This is a genomic window from Flavobacterium sp. KACC 22763 (genome assembly GCF_028736155.1).
In the GTDB taxonomy this organism is placed as follows: Bacteria; Bacteroidota; Bacteroidia; order Flavobacteriales; family Flavobacteriaceae; genus Flavobacterium.
Genome location: NZ_CP117879.1, coordinates 1,631,779 through 1,651,739 on the forward strand (window position 1 = coordinate 1,631,779; position 19,961 = coordinate 1,651,739).

The following is a 19,961-nucleotide window of genomic DNA, read 5'->3' on the forward strand; positions in this document are numbered from 1 at the left end:
ACACATAGCTATGTTTGCTTTAGAAAAGTGAAACGTCTTTTAACGTTCCTATTGCAAATCTACCGATCTATGTTTCTATATGTTTAAATCTTGACTTTTTATTATTTATCTTCTAAAAGTAGCATTAAATAATGTGAAGCCGACCAGCTGAAGTTAAAAGCTTCTAATCCTTTACCAGTTACAGGCTGATAGTTTTCTCTTATGGTAGTTCCTTTATCTAAAGCACCTTCAGCATTATGCATCAGTTTATGCGCTAGTTCATTTGCTTCTTTTGCATACCCGTATTTTTCCAATCCGTTAATACCAAAATAACTTTGGTCAAGCCAAATTGGTCCTCTCCAATATCCGTTATCAGGTTTAAACTTTGGGTGATTTGCAGCTAATGTTGGCAAAGGCACAAAAGTGTTCAGACTAGCTGGATCAATCATATTGTTTTTTGCTGATTTGGCTTGTTCTGCAGTAGCAACTTCTGCCCAAATCGGACAATATCCTTCGCATCCCATTGCTTTTATCATTGTTTTGCCATCAATTGTCGTATCATAAAACCAGCCTGTCGCTTCATCCCAAAATTGCTTCTGAATTTTCAGTTTTAATGCATCACTTTCGTCTTTCCATTTTTTTGCTTCATCAGTCAATTTTAAAACTGTTGCCATTTTGCTCAAATAATTTTTCTCTGCAAATAAAAATGAATTTAAATCAACGCTTTCCTGATCTAACGAATACGCTTTTTCGCCATTTTTCAAGATTTTACTATCATCAAAACGAACGGCATTATCCATTCCGCTTTCCCATTTTGCTGCAATTACAGTTCCATCTGTCGAACCAAATTCACATAATCCGTCTTGGTCGTGATCACGCTCTTTGTACCACCAGTTGTGATATAATGTAAGCTTTGGATAAAACTCTTTTATGAAATCAGCATCTTTCGTTTTTTCATAAATCTTCCAGATTGCCCAAGCCGCAAGCGGTGCTTTTGTATTTCTATAATTGTTTTCTTCAAGAAGATTATTTCTGTAAATGCAATCTGGAATAAAACCATTTGGATCTTGATAATCGAACAAAGCACGCATTTGATTTTTGGCTAATTCGGTATCATAATTAGCTACTGCGACGGCATGTTTCCAGCTGTCCCAAGCCCAAAAACCGTGAAACCATTCGTAATTGTAACTCGGAAAAAGGCCTCCATGTTTTAATCCTTCTGCTGCAATTCTTGTATTGTTTTGTAAAGTCAATACCAATTTTGCCGCAAAATCTGAATAGATCTCATCTTTATAAATGCTTTTCTTTTTGGCAATAAGGTTTGCCAACAGTTTTTCTTTTTCTTTTTGTGTGTTGTTTAACAGTGTAGTAAATACCGTTTTTTGTATCGTTTCATTTTCTGTTTTCCAAGAATACTGTGGAAAAATAAAACTTTGAGAAACTATAATTTCTTTGGTTTCATTTGGTTTTAAAACCAATTTTTCTGTCTGTGCTTTGAATCCTTGTTTCGTAATTTCAATTCCATGATTTGATTTTAAAAACTGAATATATCCTATAGCAGTGCTTTTTGCAGAAACAATTTTTAAAGTGTTTTTTTCATTAGATAATTGCAAATCATCTAAAAAAAGAGACGCATTATACGAAGGAAAAATAGTGATTGATCTTGTGCTTTTGTTTGTAATACTTGTTTTTTGCAAAGCCGAATGGCCTGATAAAAATACCAATTGCTGTTTTACTTCTAATTTGTCATTTTTAAACTGCTGTTCTAAATGGCTGTTGAAACTGTTTTGCGAAACCAATGAACTTTTCCAGTTGATTACTTCCTGTTTGTTTTCGTCTTTTAGTTCAAGCGAAACAAATGATGGACTTAACCATACTCCGTTTTGTTCTGTCATCAAAAAAGGTCCTGAAAATCCTGCTTGAACATTTGAACCTTCTAAAAATCCAAATGCAAACCAAGCTCCTTTATCAGAGAACGCTAATGGTTTTCTGTCGGTTGCGTTTGCTGGATTTCCTTTATAATTGATGCTATTTTTAGCAGATTCTAAATTTGGAAAGCTTTTTTGAGACCAACCTGATTGTATTAGAAAGAGGGATGAAAGAATAAAAAGTATTTTCTTTTTGCTCATGTTGTGTCATTTTTGTGTTGTGTTGTTATATAGCTATAGGTCAGCTCATTTTACTGAGAAGACCAATATCTTTAGATAAAAAGAATAGCCAAGAAATATAGGCTATTCTTTTTAAATATTTAAATCATTTTGAGAGAATTAATTCGTTTGCAATTCTGTCAATGGAATTGGGTAAAAGTTATTCTTTGCTGCGTCAAAACCTGTGCGTCCAACAGCATCAAGAGCTTCTTTTGTTTTGCCCCAACGGCGTAAATCGTAAAAACGGAAATTTTCAAGAGGGAATTCTAAAATTCTTTCGTGTTCGATTTGCGCTTTTACTTCAGCACCACTTGTTCCTGTCATTGCTGGCATATCTGCTCTAGCGCGAACTTTGTTAATGTACGGAATTGCTTCTCCTGGGCGTCCTAATTCATTTAGAGCTTCAGCCTGCATCAATAATACATTTGAGTAACGCATTAAAGGAATATTGATTGCTGTAAATTCCTGATCCATTTTTTCCTGTGTGCTTGGAATAAACTTGCGGTAAACTGGTTTGTCTGTATCTCCAAATTTATCATCGTAAGTTGTTCCTAATACCAATGGATTATCAGCATCATTAAAATATGGATCTTTGAAGAAAATCGTGCTGTATAAACGTGAATCGTAGTTTCCTGTTGTCGCAATTTTTCCTTCTTTTTTGAATTCATTTACAAGCATTGGGCTTGGAAGAATTTCATCCCATCCACCAAGCTCAGCTGCTGCCATCCAGTAGTGAAGTGCATTGCGGTAGAACGCTCCGTTTGCTGTAGTTTCTGAAAACTGAAGTTCAAAAATCGATTCTTTAGTGTTTTTCATTGTTCCGTCAAACATAGAAACATAATCTTTAACCAGCTCGTATCCTTGCACTTTGCTAAATGCGGTAAGCGCTTCATTCAAGAAAGCTTGTTTTTGAGCTGTTTCTTCATAAGATCTTGTCAAATACGCAAATCCTAAATAACTGTTCGCAGCGCCGCTTGTTGCACGTCCTGTTTTATCTGCAGATTGTTTTGCAGGCAAAATAGCTGCTACAGCTTTAAATTCGCTCGTAATAAAATCCCAAGCTTCTGCACGACTTGACAACGGAATGTTTAAATCACTTTCTTTTATAACATATTTATTTCTGATATAAATTTTATCCCAGTTCAAAATCAATTTCATGTGATAATAGGCACGTAAAAAACGAGCTTCTGCTTCGATTTGCTTACGGTCTTCATCGCTTATTTTTGATGCAGGAACCTGCGGCAATTTATCAATAACCTGATTGGCATTACTAATTCCTCTATAGTTAATTCTCCAATAACTAGTAAACTGGCTGTTTCCGTTTGTGTAAGTAAAAGTAGAAAGTTCAACCCAGTTTTGGTAGTTTAATGCATCGCTTCCTAATTCGTTTATGTCTTCGCGATACGCTTCAACTGGCCATTTTACTTCGGCGAAAGCCCATTCATCAACAGCGCATTCTAATTGTGAGTAAGTTGACGCCAAAGCCGATTCGGCATCAGCTTTATTCCTCCAAAAATTATCTGATGTAAGTTCATCTGGAGATTGTTTATCCAAGTAGTCATCACAGCTTGCAAAAGTGAATAAACCTATAGCGGATACTATTAAAAATATCTTTTTCATGATAATGTCTTATTAAATAGAATTAAAATATATACTGAACTCCAGAAACAAATGATCTTGTAAATGGATAAACAAAACGGTCAACACCTGTGTTAACTACCGAATTACGCGAGAATTCTGGATCAATTCCTGAATAATTAGTGATAGTAAACAAGTTTTCGGCACTTACATAAAATCTAAGTTTGTCGATTTTTGCTTTACCTAACATTTTGTTTGGAATAGTATAGCCAAATTGCAATTGGCGCATTCTGATAAAATCTCCGCTTTCAAGAAAACGGTCTGATTCACGGCTGTTTCCGTTTGGATCTTGCAATACTGCACGCGGAATATTACTGTGGTTTTCTGGTGTCCATGAGTTTAATGTAGAAGCTAACATGTTAGTTCCAGCATTCATAGACTCATAGAAATATCTGTTTCCGTTATATAATTTATTTCCCCATCCGCTTCCAATCAATGCAGAAAAATCAAATCCTTTATAACTTGCACCTAAACTAAGGTTTACTTCCAATTTTGGTAATCCTGTTCCAGCATAAGCTTTATCATTTTCATCTATAACACCATCTCCATTCAAGTCTTTAAAGCGAATATCTCCAGGCTGCGCGTTTGGCTGTAATAAAACACCATTTTTATTGTGAGCCGCCACTTCTTCAGCTGATTGGAAAATACCATCTGTTTTGTATAAATAGAATCCGCTTATTGGGCTTCCTACACGAGCTTGTGTCGGAAAGTGTTCATCTCCGTATTTTAATCCTTCTCCATAAATAGTTTGTCCGTCATTAGCCAATTCTTCTACTTTGTTTTTAAGCGTCGTAAGATTCAATCCTGCGTTGTATTTAAACTCATTAACCTGATCTCGGTAATTTACTTCAAACTCAAATCCTCTATTGCTAATTTTACCTACGTTAAGAACGGGATCATCGATTCCGGCAGATGGAGCTAGTTTTTTTGTAATCAATAAATTGTCTGTTACATTATAGTAGTAGTTCATAGATCCGCTAATTTTTCCATTCAAAAGCGTATAATCTAAACCGATATTTTTAGAATCTGTAGTTTCCCATTGCAGATTTCTATTTTCTAATGCTGTTGCAATACTACCTGGCCAAGGATTGCTTCCTACACCCTGAACATAACCGTTTCCTAAAGAATTACCTGTTTTGATCAGCGTATTTGCAGAATAATATCCTAAAGCCGCTTCGTTACCCAATTGTCCCCAGCTTGCTCGCAATTTTAAAGTAGAAAGAATCATATCTTTAGGGAAGAAATCTTCTTGTTCGATTTTCCATCCCAAAGCAATAGATGGGAAAGTTCCCCAACGGCTATCTTCTCCAAACTTAGAAGAACCATCTTTTCTAACTGTCACCTGAAGCAGGTAACGATCATTGTAAGAGTAGTTTAACCTGCTAAAGAAAGATACTCTGTTGTATTCAAATTTTGAGCCGTCAGCAGAATAGGTTCCTCCTCTTCCAGCACCAATTGTTTCAAAACCAGGATCAAGAAATCCTGATGGACGATCGATAGAAACCAACTGTCCATTTTCTACAGTATAATCTGTTGTTTTACCTTCAACACTAACCTGATTCCAGTTTGATGCCTGACTGTTAAAAGTATTACCCAACATTAAACCAAAAACATGTTTTCCGAAAGTTTTATCAATAGTAATAATATTGTCTAAGATTTGCTCATTCCAAGTTGTTCTCAACTCTGTCTGCATTGGATAAAGATGCACCTCTTTTGGATTTGCAATATATGGAGGGAAATGTGCAGTCTGTTGGTTGTTTTTTACACGGTAAGAATAAGCCAGTTTGTATTTTAACCAAGGCGCAATATTTGCTGTTGCCGAAATATTTGCCGTGATATCTTGTCCGATATCATTGCTTTTTCTAAAATGCTCTTCAGCAACTGGGTTTGTTCCTGCTGGCAAACCATTTTTATTTGCTAATCCGTAACCGTATTCCTCTGTATCGTCATAAACAGGAACCAAAGGAGCCATGGTATATACTTCTTTCAACTGAAAATTTGGCAATGCATTTTGCGTTCCCATGTAGGCCATTTTTCCATCAATATCAAAAATTGATTTTTTGAAACTGATTCTAGCGCTACCTGTTTGCTGTCCAAATTCATTATCAATTACAATACCTTTTTGCTTTACGTAATTTCCGTATAGTGCAAATTTAAAATCTCCCTGTCTTCCCTGAATTCCTAAACCATAATTTTGTGTAAAACCAGAACGGAAAACTTCGTCCTGCCAATCTGTATTTACATCTGATGGTGCTGTAATATAAGCTGGAAGAGGTTTTGGTGAAGTTGCATATTTATTATACTCATCATACATTCTTTTATTGACCGTACGATAACCATCAGCATCTAACATATCTAATGTTTTTGATGGATTTGTAATGCTCAAAAAAGAACTGAAATCTACTTTTACGCCTTCTTTCTGTCCATTTTTAGTCGTTACGATAATTACACCATTTGCAGCAACAGATCCGTAAATTGCAGCTGCGGCACCATCTTTAAGAACCTCCATAGATTCTATATTGGTTGGATTTATAGTGTTAATAGAACCTTGAAAACCGTCAATGATATAAAGTGGTTCTGTTGCTCCAAAGGTATTTACTCCACGAATTTTCACACTTACAGAAGCACCTGCAACACCGCCGCTTTTTTGCACATTGACCCCAGCAACTAAGCCCTGAAGTGCTTCAGATGGACTTGTTGTAGCACGAGTTTCAAGGCTTTCCTTTTTAACTGTAGAAATAGCTCCCGTAACATTACTCTTCTTTTGAGAACCATAACCAATAATAACTACTTCATTCAATTTATTGGTTTCTTCCTGCATAGATACATTAAGTTCTGAACGATTATTTATACTCTCACTTATGGAAATAAATCCTACATAAGAAAAAACAATAATCGGATTCTCCAACGTCGATGGATACACTAAGGTATAGTTTCCATCAATATCTGTCCCAGCATTGTATTTAGAATCTTTGATCGAAATACTTACGCCAGGCAGCGTATTATTCTTGTCATCCGTCACTTTTCCTGAAATTGTTTTTTGTGCTTGTGCAAAACTGATGTTTGGCAGCCACAAGCATAACAGCAGAGGAATAAAGTAAATTACCCTAATTAGTTTTTTGTTCATCTTGGTAATGGTTTAAGTTAGTAATTTTTTAGGTTTTTAATTTTTTAGTTTTTGTATTGCATGTGTATACATCTTGTTCGATAATGCCTTAAAAAACATTATCAAACAAAATGCAGTATTCTCGTTGATATTTTTTGTTAAGCTTTAGCTGGCTCTAAAGAGTTTACAAGTCAAATTTTATTCCTTGTGCTAACGGCAAACTTGTAGTATAATTGATTGTATTGGTTTGCCTTCTCATGTAAATTTTCCAGGCATCAGATCCAGATTCCCGGCCACCACCAGTTTCTTTTTCACCACCAAAAGCACCTCCAATTTCAGCACCAGAGGTTCCTATGTTTACATTTGCAATACCACAATCAGAACCTGTAACAGACAGGAATAATTCGGCTTCTCTTAAATTATTTGTCATAATTGCAGAAGAAAGTCCTTGCATTACACCATTTTGCATCTCAATTGCCGCTTCAACAGTTCCCGAATATTTTATTAAGTATAAGACAGGGGCAAAAGTTTCGTGCTGTACAATCTCAAAAGAATTATCAGCCTCTGCAATTGCTGGTTTTACATAGCAGCCACTTTCATATCCATCACCAGAAAGTACTCCGCCATCAACCAAAATTTTGCCACCTTGCTCTACCACTTTTTTCAAAGCATCATTATACAATTCAACTGCCTGCTTGTCGATAAGAGGACCTACATGATTTTTTTCGTCTAAAGGATTCCCGATGCGCAATTGTCCGTAAGCAGAAACCAGAGCTTCTTTAACTTTTTCGTAAATGCTTTCATGAATGATTAAACGGCGTGTAGAAGTACATCTTTGTCCTGCCGTACCAACAGCACCAAAAACAGCACCGATAACGGTCATCTTAATATCTGCATCTGGCGTCACGATAATGGCGTTGTTGCCACCTAATTCTAGTAACGATTTACCAAAACGTCCTGCAACTACCTGCGCTACAATTTTACCCATTCGCGTAGAACCAGTAGCCGAGATTAACGGAATTCGTTTATCGTTGGTTAGCAATTCACCAATTTTATAATCTCCTGTAATCAAGCACGAAATTCCTTCAGGCAAATTGTTTTCTTTTATAACCTCTGCCACAATATTCTGGCAAGCAACTGCACAAAGAGGTGTTTTTTCTGAAGGTTTCCAAACACAGACATCGCCACAAATCCAAGCTAGAGCGGTATTCCAAGCCCAAACAGCCACTGGAAAATTAAATGCCGAAATAATCCCGACAACTCCAAGAGAATGGTACTGCTCATACATTCTATGTCCTGGCCTTTCTGAATGCATTGTCAATCCGTGAAGCTGGCGCGAAAGTCCAACTGCAAAATCACAGATATCAATCATTTCCTGAACTTCACCATAACCTTCCTGAAGTGATTTTCCCATTTCATAAGAAACCAGTTTCCCTAAAGCTTCTTTATTTTTGCGCAATTTTTCTCCAAACTGACGCACGATTTCTCCACGCTGAGGCGCTGGCATTAATCTAAACTGTTTAAAAGCATCAGTAGCCGATTCCATTACTTTTTCATAATCAGCTGTACTTGATGTTTTAACCTTTCCGATTAATTTTCCATCTACGGGCGAGTAGCTTTCTAAAATTTCCCCATCAGAAAAATTATTAAGCCCTGTCCAAGTTCCATTATTAACTTCTTTTATATTTAGCTGCTCTAAAGCTTCTTTTATACCAAACTGCAATTCTGTATTCGTCATTGTGACTTTTAATTGTTCTTTTTATACTAAATGAATATTATAACGTTTTTTGAAGCTTTACATCGGTGCTTTCAAATATTTTATCTGCTGATGAAGCCACAAAACCTTGATATAATTCTCCGTTTGCCATCGGATAACGCAATGCAAATTCATAATAACATGACGGCACTTTTAACGTTCCTTCTTCGAAATCAATATCGTATAAATCTGCCAATGTGCTTGATTGCTCCAAAAGCTGTTCTGGAGTTCCTTTAATTTTTCCTCCAGATGCATTCAGTTCCCATCCGCTAGATTCTAAGAAATTATTCAATTCTTCTAAAGTTTTAAATCCTTTTAAAGCATTGGTATTGATTGTAAAGTGATTGGCTCTAAAACCATACACATACATCCAAGCCGCATATTCAGACTCTTCTAATAATGATTTGTAAACCGCCTGTGAATTTCCGTTCCAAACAGATCCGCTTAAAACCAATTCTGGATTATTGAACGCATTCTGATCACAGCTGTCTAGTAAATTAGCCACTGTAGCCTGTAATTCTGCAGAACATTTTTCTAATTCCAATTCAGAAATAAAAATTCTTGGTGCGTCTTTATCAGTTGCATGCTCGTAATGTTTTGCAAAAAGCTTTTTAGTTTCAAAATGATACTCTCCTTTTGCCTCGTAACCAACATTCAGAAACGGCTTTTCTAAAACTTGGATATTCACACGCTTATCATTGAAAGTACGAATTGCGATATGATCATTTTTAATTTCTTCTCCCTTGTCTTCCAGGAGTTCATGAATTTTTAATGCCGACGGAGTAATTTCAACATATTGCTCCCACAGCTTTGTAAGTAGTTGATCTTTATTCATTTTGTAGTTAAGTTAAAATAGTGTTATTATGACACAAATCTATATATATAACTGTTATTATAACAGTATAACAATACGATTATTTACAATTAGACATTTGTTATGTTATTTTTTGTAATTTTGACACTTTAAAAACCATTTTTAACAAAAGAATTGTCAAAATAATAGAATCATCAATTAAAGAGCACTTATGGCAAAGGTCAAGAAGAATGAAAATACTGACTATTTAGATCGAGAAATCATACAAAAACTTAGTGAGAATGCAAGAATACCATTTTCAGATTTGGCTAAAGAATTAAATATTTCAAATTCGCTGGTGCATCTAAGAGTCAAAAAACTGCAAGAAGCAGGAGTAATTAATAGCTTTTCTGTAAAATTAAATCCAAAAGAACTTGGCTTTGAAACCATTACCTATACAGGAATTGTTACAAAAGAGGCTCGTTTTTCCTACTCCATTGCCGAAAAACTTAAGGAAATACCTGAAGTAATAGAATGCCATTGGGTATCGGGAAAATATGCTTTATTCATAAAAATAGTAGCTGCAAATAACGAAGAACTCCGTAAAATTCTTTACGAACAAGTGCATCAGATTGAAGGCGTAGGAAGCACCGATTCTTTTTTCTCTTTTGGTTCTGCTTTTGAGAAAAATCTTCCTGTTTAAAATATTTGATATTCTAACCGGTCTACCCAAAATATAAAAAGTGGTACATTTTGATGATACAGTAAAATGATACATTTGACAAAAAATCATTAAAAGCATATCAAAATAAATGAACACTCAAATTAGACACGACTGGAAAAAAGAAGAAATTCAAGCAATTTACGATCAGCCTTTGTTAGAATTGGTTTATCAGGCTGCTACTGTACATAGAGAGTTTCATAAACCTTCAGAAATACAGGTTAGCACATTACTTTCTATAAAAACAGGCGGTTGTCCAGAAGACTGTTCATATTGCGGACAAGCAGCGCGTTATCATACGGATATCAAAGTTCAGGCGCTTCTTCCGACAGAAAAAGTATTAGAACATGCGCAAAAAGCAAAAGATGGTGGTTCTTCTCGTTTTTGTATGGCTGCCGCTTGGCGCGAAGTTCGTGATAACAAAGATTTTGACCGTGTTATTGAAATGGTAAAAGGTGTAAACGATCTTGGTTTGGAAGTTTGCTGCACACTCGGAATGCTTACCGAAGAACAAGCTGTACGTCTTCAAGAAGCAGGTTTGTATGCTTACAACCATAATTTGGATACATCTGAAAGTTATTATGATGAAATAATCAGCACGCGTAAGTTTGACCAACGTCTTGACACTATCAATAACGTTAGAAAAGCAGGAATCACAGTTTGCTCGGGCGGAATTATTGGTCTTGGAGAATCTAATGCCGATAGAGTTTCTATGCTCTTAACTTTAGCGACAATGCCTGTTCATCCAGAATCTGTTCCTGTAAATGCCTTGGCCAGAGTAAAAGGAACGCCACTAGAAAACAATCCAAAAGTACCTATTTGGGATATGGTTCGAATGATAGCTACAGCGCGTATTGTTATGCCTGCTTCTATTGTTCGTTTAAGCGCTGGACGTATCGAAATGACCGAAGAAGAACAAGCTTGGTGTTTTATGGCTGGTGCTAATTCTATTTTTACAGGAGAACGCGAAACTTTATTGGTAACACCAAATCCAGGACTTTCTGAAGATATGCAGATGTTTCAAAATCTTGGGCTTAAGCCTTTGGTTAAAGAAAATAAAAATGCTTGTTCAATAGCCTAAAACAAATTTTTATCGCCCTTTATAGCCCGTAAAACTGCACAATTTTGAAAACTTTCAGAATCGTGCAGTTTTTGATCTCTAATTACATACCCTTCTTTCATTTTTTTCTTTTCGGGCAAAAATATCGGATTTAACCTGTTATTTATCATTATGCAAAAGAAAAAAGTCAGGAGACTTTTGTCACGTTTACAATTTCTAAGGCAAAAAAATGCGCAAAGTCAGAGACATTTGCGCAGTTTTTCAGTTGAACTCTTCGGAGAGCGAGGACAAAATTGCACCCTTAACTATATCTACGATTTTCGTTCGCATATTAACTTTTCTATTGAACTTCCTTTATTCTATTCATAAAAGGGAATGATTCACTATACTCAATTAGAACAAAATCACCAATCTTATAATTATCATCATAGCTAGGGTTATAATAATCTTTCCCATTAATATGAAATTCATAATAAAAATTTGAAGCATTTGTTAAAAACCCTCTTCTCAAAAAATTCTTTTTATTAATAATTTTTCCTGTTATTGTTTTGGTAGGAACAAAATTTAATAGTGGTCTATATATTAGTACATTCTTGTTTAAAAAAATTAGTACTAAAAAAATCAACAGTAAAAGTATATTTTTCTTTTTCATCAGTTTGTATTTTTTTTAATTCCATCGACTGTATTTTTTACAAGCCCATTTGTTGTATTTTCGACGCTTTTATTTGTAATATTTTTTACACCATTAGCTAATTGTTTAGAGACACCTTTAAGATCAGTTTTTTTAGCAACTTCCCTTGCAGCCCCCGCTCCGCAAAGTGTTCTACACTAGCGCTGCGCAAATGTCTCTGACTTTGCGCCTTTCAAACAAATGTACTTAAAAACATACACGTTCTTAAAGTCTCTGACTTTAAAACAAAAAATTCTAACAAGGTATGAACGGAAAAAGTCGGAGACTTTTGTAATGTATCAAAATTCTAATAACTACAAAAAAATTGCGCAAAGTCAGAGACATTTGCGCAGCTTTTCATAAGGAACTCTTCGGAGAGCGGGGGAATTTACAATTAGTAACCTAAGCAATAGTAATGGATATTCTAATATTGGATTCTGTAACGGTGCTCAGATAAAAGAAAGATTTTTCAATATTACTAAAGGTACATTTACAGCTATTCCGAAAGAATAAGGTTCGTTTACTACCTTTAAATTAGAATAACCGTTAAATCCTGCTCCGCAGGATCTAACGGTTATTTGTTATAAATGGAATTTAATATTTCTTTTTTCAGATATTATAAATTAGCCACTCTGTAATGAAGTGGCTTTTTTGATTTTGGACAACCTGAAAGTCGTTTTAATTTTTGTGACATAATACTATGAATCGCTTGTTATCTGTAAATGACAGCTGAAAATATTAACCACAAACCAATAAGATTAATTATCTAATCGTTCTATAACTCCATTATCTTTTGGATAATTTTTTGAGTAACGTAATGTTCCAAATGTAAAGCAATCTTTTCTAATATAATATTTTGTATTTGGTATGCCATTTTCATCTTCATACCAACGAGTTTTCACTTTATATTTTGTTGTGTCCAAAACAATTTCTTCAATCTTAGAATTATTGTTTACAATCTGCCATCCTTCATTGTTAAAAGTCCAGCATATTCCTATCTCATCTTCTAGTTCCGTAATATCTGATATATCCAATCTTACATAATTTGAACTAGGTTTTTCCAATACTTTTCCGACTGCAATTATTCTTTCATTAGTTTTGTAATTACTTATAATAGAAATTACTTTAGTTTTGTCACTTGAATATATATAAATGATAGTACTTCTTTTAGAGCTATTACAGCCACTAAATAATATGTTACATATTAATATTAATATTATTTGTTTCATTTTATGCTGATTTTTAGTCTTCATTATATTTATGCCATAAATCATTTCCTATTTCATATCCTACCTTCTGAGCTTTTTGTGTCGTATTACCTTCGGTAGTTATTTCGGATTTTTGATATGATTCTAAAGCATCAAAAGCTAATCTAGAAAAACTCCATGAATAACCATTTCTTCCTGCAACAATTCCAGCTCCAATATTACCTGCATCTCTAGCTGAAGCGATTTTTCCTCCCACTGACATACTGCCCCCGCTCCGCAAAGTGTTCTACACTAGCGCTGCGCAAATGTCTCTGACTTTGCGCCTTTCAAACAAATGTACTTAAAAACATACACGTTCTTAAAGTCTCTGACTTTAAAACAAAAAATTCTAACAAGGTATGAACGGAAAAAGTCGGAGACTTTTGTAATGTATCAAAATTCTAATAACTACAAAAAAATTGCGCAAAGTCAGTCCCGAAAGCTTTCGGGATTGCGCAGCTTTTCATAAGGAACTCTTCGGAGAGCGGGGATTTAACTTATTATTTATCATTCTGCAAAAGAAAAAAGTCGGGAGACTTTTGTCACGTTTACAATTTCTAAGACAAAAAAAATTGCGCAAAGTCAGAGACATTTGCACAGCTTTTCATAACGAACTCTTCGGAGAGCGGGGGATTATAATTTTTCAATTATTGGCTCTTCTAGTGATGCTACATTGATTATGTGCCTTGATGTAATAAATGCATAATGCTTAAATTCTCCAGGATAATCTGAAGTTGCAAAAGTTTCTTTTTTAAGATAATCTAAAAAATTTGAAGATGAGTATATTCTAATTTTTTCACCATGATAAATTTCACCACCTAAATTCTCATAACTTTCATTTAAAACAGAATAACTAATATAATTATCGAATGTAATTAAAAATTGTAAGTTATTATCATCAAAGATAATCTCATTAACATCTAATAAATGATTGATGTCATTTTTTATATCAGAAACTTTACCGATAATCAAATTGAATTCTAAACAATTCTCATCAGTTTCAGACAATTTGGAAACCATTATATTCCTTGCGGTGTTAATTTCTCTATAATAATTCATTTAGCTATTGATTATATCTTATTTCTATACCTCTACAGTTTTGTGGATTTCTTATTTCTAAAGTTGGTCTACCATCTGTACTCCCAGGCCTTGAAGTTGCAGTTCTACCATCTGGTAATTTACCAGTGCTTCCATCCCCACTCCGCAAAGTGTTCTTCACTAGCGCTACGCAAATGTCTCTGACTTTGCGCCACCACAGTTTCTTTTAAGACGTAAATATCTAAAAGTTTTTTCTTTTAAAACTAAATCCAATACCAATTAAATACATTTATTTATTTTGATTTTTATGTCTTCTGCTCATTTCAAATCTTTATCTCTAATTTTACGCAACAAAAAACAGAAAAACCAATGCTAAAAAAAGCCCTCCAACCCTTAATTGACAATTCCACAGTTATTCTAATTATGGGGACTATGGCGGGCGAACAGTCTATTGCGAAGCAGCAATACTATGCAAACAAAGGCAATCTTTTCTGGAAAATTTTGTTCTCTATTTTTGAAGAAGAATTCAGTGCTTCTTACGAAGATCGAAAAGCGTTGCTAGCAAAATACAATATTGGACTTTGGAATGTCCTTAAAAGCTGCAAAAGAGAAGGAAGCAGCGATGCTAAAATAACCGAAGAAACTATTAATGATTTTGAGAGTCTACACAAACAGTTTCCAAATATCAAGTATGTTTTCTTTGAAAGCAAAGCCGCAGCAAAATACTTTTACAAACATACTGTATCGCAGGAAGGAATAATTTATACAATCCTGCCATCAACAAGCGGATTGAATGCTGGTTTAACTAAAGTTGAAAAAATAGAACAATGGAAAGCTGTATCGCAAGTTGGGCTTTCAAAAGATGAAGATTAATTTTCAGGCAATATTGAAGAATTACCTATTTCGCATGATATAGAACAGAATTTCTTCTTCTAATTCTCTTGATAGATTTTCAAATTTCATTCTGCGTCGGAAATTTTTTTCGCTTCTATCCTTATAAAGCTCCGTTTTAGCCGTACTTGCGCAGTAAGCATCACACATCACTTTAAACTTTTGATCTAGTATATACAATTCTTTCATTGAATCGAAGTATGCTGCAAATTTAACATTGTACAATTCGTCAGGAATAGCGGCCATAGGTCTGGTTGTATTTAAATTAATACTTTATTTTACCTTATAAGTTCATTACATACTCAATTGCAATCAGCTCTTCTTCTGCGTAAGAAAAACGGCAATGAAATAATATTTAAAATTAAAATGAAAAACTTTAATCTTTCTTTCTGAACCTCTGGAAATGGTTTCAGATTATAATCTGAAACCAGAAATAGTAAAATGAACCTTGAACCGTTAAAATGAAACATTGAAAAATCAAGTGTTTTTCACATCATACACATAAATCTGCACCTCATCATCACTGGCTAGGATTCTGCGGTCAGCGGCGCATTGCTGTCCGATATCCGACTTAAAAGATTCCATCATCGCTTCAAAAGAATCGAAATATAAATTGGCCATAAGATATACATCTGAATGTCCTGTCGTTGATCGAACTGCTCCATTGCTTACTTCATATTTTATTAATCCTGGAAGCTTTTTGGCTAATGGAATATGAACTTCGTAATAATGTTTTTCGAACGAGCTGATGTCTTTTGGCGTTTTGTAGATTACTGTCATCTTTGCCATAATATTGATTTCTTTTTGATGTTAGACAATTGTTTAGAGTAAATTTAAAAGCAAATTCTAAATTGTTTGATGTGAAAACCAGACATTCTCAATGGTGCATTTGGACAGCAACTTTTAGTACCTTTATATAAAAAAAGAAAATGAAACAGCTTACCATCATAGTTCCTGAAGGAGACAATAATCTTTCAAGCATATCTGGCGCATACGAAATCTTTACAAAAGCAAATGCTTTTAATAAAGCAAATGGCAAAAAGGAATTGCTTCATATCCAACTTGCTGGAATTTCTGAAAAAGTAGAGTTCAACCAAGGAATCTTTACTGTAAAACCTCATCTTCATATTTCTCAGGTTAACAAAACCGATCTTATCATTATTCCGTCATTAAACCATAACTATAACCTTGCTCTTGAGCATAATGATGAATTGGTGCAATGGCTGCAGAAACAATATAAAAAAGGAGCCGAAATAGCCACCATCTGTACGGGCGCGTTTATGCTTGCTGCATCTGGGCTTCTGGACGGAAAAAGCTGTTCTACGCACTGGTCTGTTAAGGAAAATTTCAGCAAGATGTTTCCAAAAATAAATCTGCAAATAGATGAATTGATTACAGACGAAAATGGAATTTATACCAATGGCGGTGCGTATTCTTTTCTAAATCTAATGATTTACTTAATCGAAAAATATTACGGCAGAGCTACTGCGGTTTATTGTGCAAAGGTATTTCAGATTGAAATGAACCGAAGTACGCAATCGCAGTTTATTATCTTTTCGGGTCAAAAGAAACATGAAGATGAAATGGTGCTTCATGCACAGTCTTATTTAGAACAAAATTTGGGAGAAAAATTATCCATGAACGATCTTTCTACCAAACTTAATGTCAGCAGAAGAAATTTTGACCGAAGATTTATAAAAGCCACAGGAAATACTCCGAGTGAATATCTTCAGAGGGTAAAAATAGAAGCTGCCAAAAAAGCTTTTGAAACAGATCGCAAAACAGTAAATGAAGTCATGTACGAAGTAGGCTATTCTGATGTAAAAGCCTTTCGAGATGCTTTCAAAAAAATTACTGGAATTCCGCCAATGGAATATAAAAAGAAATATCATAAAGGCGCCGCCTAATTTTTTTTCCTTCAAACTTCTCTTTCTAAATCACTTAGGCCAAAATAAAGTCTGGCCTTCTTGAAAGTATTTCGTATTTGATTAAAAAAATGTTAATTAACACAGAAAATGCAAAAACACGTAATACTACTCATAGTAATATTCCTATAGATTGAATAAATTTACACTCCTTTTTACAAGCCAATATTTAATCCAAATATTTTTATTCTTTTAAAATCAAGTTATAAAACCATTTTAATGTTTAATAGAGAAATGACTTTGTGTATCAAAAACTATCGGTTAGACTCTATCAGATACTAAAACGGCTTTATAGCCAGAAAATGTTATTATTTATTTTTCATTTCGTATGATGTATTAGCAATATTATTTCATAAGAAGCAACACCCCCAAAAGATGCTCGAAAAAAAATCTATAGTAATTGGATGTGACGATATCACAATATTGACTGTGATATTGAATGCCATATCTATAGTCTCAGACTATGCATTTTCTACAGTCACTGTCTCGAGAGGAGTAGATTTAAAAAATACGATAAACTCTCTAAATCCGGACTTGGTAATTTTGGGTTTTAAACAAAATAAGCTTGTTTTAAATGACACTAATTTCAGTTCTGATAAAAGGGATATTCCAATTTTATATTTGACTCAAAATTATGAATGCGAATCCTTATGCTGGTCAAAGCAGAATATTGTTTTCACTTATCCGCATAATCAGATTCAAAATACCGACTTTTTAATTTATAGAATACGTTCTATTTTTCTCTTAAAAAAAACAGAATCACAAAACAAATCTGCCACATCGTTTGCCGAAGCAGCAATTCAGCAGAATGATTCAGACAAATTAAGCCATTATGTAATGGAACTCGACCAGAAAGTTGAAGTTCTATTAAAAATAAAAGAACGTATTTCTTATCTCTATCCTAATGTTGACAATGCAACAAGAATTGAATTAATGTCTATTGTAAATTCTATCAAAACGGTTGCAAATGACAATAAACTTTGGGATGATTTTAAAATCTATTTTGAACAGTCCAATCCCAATTTTCTTCTGGCTCTTGCCAAAAAGCATCCTTCTTTAAGCTCTAGAGATTTAAAGTACTGCTGCTATATTAAAATGAATATGAGTAACAATGATATTACCAATCTTTTGGGCATCAATCAAGATAGTGTTCGAACTCATAAATATCGTCTGAAAAAGAAATTAACGCTTAAAAAAGAAGATGATATAATCTCATACTTAAGAACAGTTTCTTAAAATTTTCTCCTTTATTTTACCTTCAAGATTTGCATGTTTTCCTTATACCTCAGCATTAAGGAAACCGCTTCGTGCTTTCAATTTTTCTGCTTTTTATTTCTTTAAATCTATACTTCTTCGAAAGTTATTTTTATAAGTATGACAAGAAATTGAAAGCCATTAAACTGCAATCTGCGACAAAGCATAGACAAAAAAAACTTTGTCTACATTTTGTCTACAAAAAACAGATACTCTCTACTGGCTCTGTCTACAAAAAGTATATTACCAATTTTTCGTACAAATCTAATTCTCAGCTACTTTTACAATTACGAATAGCTAATTTCCCAGCTATGACACTTTAATTAATTCTAAGAGTTAAATGCGATGATCAATCAGGCACTTCAATTTACGAATAAATTACTGGGACAGTTTTTAAAAAACCGTTTTGGTTTGACCGAAGACAAAACCGTCTTGAATTATCTTATTGAGCCAAGCGGAACTTTGCCAAAAGCAAATCAGAACAAAGTGGTTTTGTCTCTTATAAATATTGAAAAAGAAACCAATCAACCTTTTTATATCAGAAATCAGAAGTTAGAAAGCGGCAACTATTCCAATTTTAATCCAACAGAAAGATATAATATAGACTTGCTCATAAGCAGCAATTTTGAGGATTATACAGAATCTTTAAAATTTCTTGACGCGATAATTGTCTTCTTTCAGATCAACAATTATATAGATGCTTCATCCTCCTCTTCTATTCCAGATGGCTTGAGCAGATTAGAATTTGAATACGAAAAGATCTCTTACCATCAGATGCATAGTTTGTGGACAGCAATGGCGGCAAAATATCAGCCTTCGATTATTTATAAAATGAAACTGATAAAAGTTCAGGCGCACGAAACTATGGAAATCATACCGTCTGTAAAAAACACCAGTAATAACATTGTCAAATGATACAGAGTAATTACATAAAGATTTTTAGCATTGCAACTTATCATACTTTTTTTGATAACGGAAAATGCAATTGTCTCCACTTTATTCCAAGTCATAGAACAGATAAAACACTAAAAAAATTCGGATTCAGAATGAATTCCGCTTCAAACGGATTTGATTTGTATTCTAACACAAAATCTTCGCTAGCAGAATTATTAGATTATATTTCTAAAACTTCACAGCAAGATTATTTTGAGTTTGATATTAAATGCAGCAATCCCAATTTTATTCTCTTTACCACATTGCCCATGAACTGGATTGGAGCTATTACCTACTCTAGTCAAGATCCTAAAAACTTAAGCAATAATGGTAAAATACTATTGAACCAAACTTTAGAAAACAAACCAGTATCTTCTCATTTTGGTCATTTAAAAATTTATTTCGAAGATATATTATCTGCCAATTCTCCACTTTTTGAAATAAACTTTACTGCAAGAGCAACACAATGGCAATATTATTTTATCAATAAAAATGCTGTACAGCTCAACAATCCCTCGATTACCGAAAAGGAAAACATACAATTTGACGGCCCTCAAAATGTAACGATCCAAACTGGTGAATCGGCATTATTGTTTACTTCCAATAAAACCTATATCACACTTAGCGAAAAACCAAAATATAAATTTGATTTGGTAAGCAGTTCAGCATCTACCAATCAAAACAATACAAAGCCCAAAGTAATTATAAAAGGACTTCCATGTCCAGATGTCTCCCGAGTAGGAATTATCGAGAATAGCGACCAAAATGAAGTCGCATCACCAATGTATATCTATTTATAAAAA

Annotated in this window: 18 protein-coding genes; 7 read left to right on the plus strand and 11 right to left on the minus strand. The window is 34.0% G+C overall.

Translation table 11 applies throughout. The features are described 5' to 3' along the window. Window positions 1-101: 101 nt before the first annotated feature. From PQ463_RS07060 to PQ463_RS07080, 5 genes are all read right to left on the minus strand, one after another. The gene (locus PQ463_RS07060; protein WP_274256962.1) at window positions 102-2,108 is read right to left on the minus strand and encodes an MGH1-like glycoside hydrolase domain-containing protein; all 2,007 of its coding nucleotides are present in this window, start codon (window positions 2,106-2,108) and stop codon (window positions 102-104) included. A 138-nt stretch (window positions 2,109-2,246) separates the two neighbouring features. Then, window positions 2,247-3,746: a RagB/SusD family nutrient uptake outer membrane protein gene (locus PQ463_RS07065; RefSeq protein ID WP_274256963.1), complete on the minus strand. Its 1,500-nt coding sequence runs from the start codon at window positions 3,744-3,746 to the stop codon at window positions 2,247-2,249. 22 nt (window positions 3,747-3,768) lie between these two features. Next, on the minus strand, window positions 3,769-6,891 hold the full coding sequence (locus PQ463_RS07070; protein ID WP_274256964.1) for a SusC/RagA family TonB-linked outer membrane protein: 3,123 nt from the start codon (window positions 6,889-6,891) through the stop codon (window positions 3,769-3,771). 163 nt (window positions 6,892-7,054) lie between these two features. Continuing rightward, complete coding sequence (gene amaB / locus PQ463_RS07075) at window positions 7,055-8,608, minus strand: L-piperidine-6-carboxylate dehydrogenase (protein ID WP_274256965.1); 1,554 nt, start codon at window positions 8,606-8,608, stop codon at window positions 7,055-7,057. Between the two features lie 37 nt (window positions 8,609-8,645). Beyond that, window positions 8,646-9,461, minus strand: a complete 816-nt coding sequence (locus tag PQ463_RS07080) for a DUF1338 domain-containing protein (RefSeq protein ID WP_274256966.1) — start codon at window positions 9,459-9,461, stop codon at window positions 8,646-8,648. Between the two features lie 190 nt (window positions 9,462-9,651). On the opposite strand from PQ463_RS07080, the gene PQ463_RS07085 reads away from it, so the two are divergent. Both PQ463_RS07085 and bioB read left to right on the plus strand, forming a co-directional pair. Then, entirely contained in the window at window positions 9,652-10,122 is a 471-nt protein-coding gene (locus PQ463_RS07085; protein WP_111364653.1) for an Lrp/AsnC family transcriptional regulator, read from the plus strand. A 109-nt stretch (window positions 10,123-10,231) separates the two neighbouring features. Next, window positions 10,232-11,221, plus strand: a complete 990-nt coding sequence (bioB, locus tag PQ463_RS07090; RefSeq protein ID WP_274256967.1) for a biotin synthase BioB — start codon at window positions 10,232-10,234, stop codon at window positions 11,219-11,221. Window positions 11,222-11,540: 319 nt separating this feature from the next. On the opposite strand, the gene PQ463_RS07095 is transcribed toward bioB, so the two are convergent. From PQ463_RS07095 to PQ463_RS07110, 4 genes are all read right to left on the minus strand, one after another. Then, the gene (locus PQ463_RS07095; RefSeq protein ID WP_274256968.1) at window positions 11,541-11,852 is read right to left on the minus strand and encodes a hypothetical protein; all 312 of its coding nucleotides are present in this window, start codon (window positions 11,850-11,852) and stop codon (window positions 11,541-11,543) included. 776 nt (window positions 11,853-12,628) lie between these two features. After that, window positions 12,629-13,099, minus strand: a complete 471-nt coding sequence (locus PQ463_RS07100; protein WP_274256969.1) for a hypothetical protein — start codon at window positions 13,097-13,099, stop codon at window positions 12,629-12,631. Between the two features lie 13 nt (window positions 13,100-13,112). Next, the gene (locus tag PQ463_RS07105) at window positions 13,113-13,340 is read right to left on the minus strand and encodes a hypothetical protein (protein ID WP_274256970.1); all 228 of its coding nucleotides are present in this window, start codon (window positions 13,338-13,340) and stop codon (window positions 13,113-13,115) included. Between the two features lie 410 nt (window positions 13,341-13,750). Continuing rightward, window positions 13,751-14,176 (minus strand): hypothetical protein, encoded by a 426-nt coding sequence (locus PQ463_RS07110; RefSeq protein WP_274256971.1) that lies wholly within the window; start codon window positions 14,174-14,176, stop codon window positions 13,751-13,753. Window positions 14,177-14,524: 348 nt separating this feature from the next. Here PQ463_RS07110 and PQ463_RS07115 point away from each other — a divergent pair, with 348 nt between their 5' ends. Continuing rightward, window positions 14,525-15,028 (plus strand): DNA-deoxyinosine glycosylase, encoded by a 504-nt coding sequence (locus PQ463_RS07115; protein WP_274256972.1) that lies wholly within the window; start codon window positions 14,525-14,527, stop codon window positions 15,026-15,028. Between the two features lie 21 nt (window positions 15,029-15,049). Here PQ463_RS07115 and PQ463_RS07120 read toward each other — a convergent pair whose 3' ends face one another. Beyond that, window positions 15,050-15,292: a hypothetical protein gene (locus PQ463_RS07120; RefSeq protein WP_111364648.1), complete on the minus strand. Its 243-nt coding sequence runs from the start codon at window positions 15,290-15,292 to the stop codon at window positions 15,050-15,052. Window positions 15,293-15,523: 231 nt separating this feature from the next. Continuing rightward, complete coding sequence (locus PQ463_RS07125; RefSeq protein ID WP_274256973.1) at window positions 15,524-15,835, minus strand: EthD family reductase; 312 nt, start codon at window positions 15,833-15,835, stop codon at window positions 15,524-15,526. A 140-nt stretch (window positions 15,836-15,975) separates the two neighbouring features. Between PQ463_RS07125 and PQ463_RS07130 the strand changes: the two genes are divergently transcribed. The 4 genes from PQ463_RS07130 to PQ463_RS07145 all read left to right on the plus strand — a co-directional run bounded on the left by PQ463_RS07130 (window position 15,976) and on the right by PQ463_RS07145 (window position 19,958). After that, a complete protein-coding gene (locus PQ463_RS07130; RefSeq protein WP_274256974.1) occupies window positions 15,976-16,953 on the plus strand; it encodes a GlxA family transcriptional regulator in 978 nt (325 codons plus the stop codon). 393 nt (window positions 16,954-17,346) lie between these two features. Next, window positions 17,347-18,207 carry a helix-turn-helix transcriptional regulator gene (locus PQ463_RS07135; protein ID WP_111423166.1) on the plus strand — a complete coding sequence of 287 codons (861 nt, stop codon included), beginning with the start codon at window positions 17,347-17,349 and terminating at the stop codon, window positions 18,205-18,207. Window positions 18,208-18,570: 363 nt separating this feature from the next. After that, entirely contained in the window at window positions 18,571-19,140 is a 570-nt protein-coding gene (locus PQ463_RS07140; protein WP_111364641.1) for a Pvc16 family protein, read from the plus strand. Next, window positions 19,137-19,958, plus strand: a complete 822-nt coding sequence (locus tag PQ463_RS07145) for a hypothetical protein (RefSeq protein WP_274256975.1) — start codon at window positions 19,137-19,139, stop codon at window positions 19,956-19,958. The genes PQ463_RS07140 and PQ463_RS07145 overlap by 4 nt, the downstream gene beginning before the upstream one ends. Window positions 19,959-19,961: the final 3 nt, after the last annotated feature.

Bases quoted from the DNA above. Each gene is read 5' to 3' on its own strand.
- PQ463_RS07060 (WP_274256962.1), bottom strand. From the start codon at position 2,108: ATGAGCAAAAAGAAAATACTTTTTATTCTTTCATCCCTCTTTCTAATA.
- PQ463_RS07065 (WP_274256963.1), bottom strand. From the start codon at position 3,746: ATGAAAAAGATATTTTTAATAGTATCCGCTATAGGTTTATTCACTTTT.
- PQ463_RS07070 (WP_274256964.1), bottom strand. From the start codon at position 6,891: ATGAACAAAAAACTAATTAGGGTAATTTACTTTATTCCTCTGCTGTTA.
- amaB (WP_274256965.1), bottom strand. From the start codon at position 8,608: ATGACGAATACAGAATTGCAGTTTGGTATAAAAGAAGCTTTAGAGCAG.
- PQ463_RS07080 (WP_274256966.1), bottom strand. From the start codon at position 9,461: ATGAATAAAGATCAACTACTTACAAAGCTGTGGGAGCAATATGTTGAA.
- PQ463_RS07085 (WP_111364653.1), top strand. From the start codon at position 9,652: ATGGCAAAGGTCAAGAAGAATGAAAATACTGACTATTTAGATCGAGAA.
- bioB (WP_274256967.1), top strand. From the start codon at position 10,232: ATGAACACTCAAATTAGACACGACTGGAAAAAAGAAGAAATTCAAGCA.
- PQ463_RS07095 (WP_274256968.1), bottom strand. From the start codon at position 11,852: ATGAAAAAGAAAAATATACTTTTACTGTTGATTTTTTTAGTACTAATT.
- PQ463_RS07100 (WP_274256969.1), bottom strand. From the start codon at position 13,099: ATGAAACAAATAATATTAATATTAATATGTAACATATTATTTAGTGGC.
- PQ463_RS07105 (WP_274256970.1), bottom strand. From the start codon at position 13,340: ATGTCAGTGGGAGGAAAAATCGCTTCAGCTAGAGATGCAGGTAATATT.
- PQ463_RS07110 (WP_274256971.1), bottom strand. From the start codon at position 14,176: ATGAATTATTATAGAGAAATTAACACCGCAAGGAATATAATGGTTTCC.
- PQ463_RS07115 (WP_274256972.1), top strand. From the start codon at position 14,525: ATGCTAAAAAAAGCCCTCCAACCCTTAATTGACAATTCCACAGTTATT.
- PQ463_RS07120 (WP_111364648.1), bottom strand. From the start codon at position 15,292: ATGGCCGCTATTCCTGACGAATTGTACAATGTTAAATTTGCAGCATAC.
- PQ463_RS07125 (WP_274256973.1), bottom strand. From the start codon at position 15,835: ATGGCAAAGATGACAGTAATCTACAAAACGCCAAAAGACATCAGCTCG.
- PQ463_RS07130 (WP_274256974.1), top strand. From the start codon at position 15,976: ATGAAACAGCTTACCATCATAGTTCCTGAAGGAGACAATAATCTTTCA.
- PQ463_RS07135 (WP_111423166.1), top strand. From the start codon at position 17,347: ATGCTCGAAAAAAAATCTATAGTAATTGGATGTGACGATATCACAATA.
- PQ463_RS07140 (WP_111364641.1), top strand. From the start codon at position 18,571: ATGATCAATCAGGCACTTCAATTTACGAATAAATTACTGGGACAGTTT.
- PQ463_RS07145 (WP_274256975.1), top strand. From the start codon at position 19,137: ATGATACAGAGTAATTACATAAAGATTTTTAGCATTGCAACTTATCAT.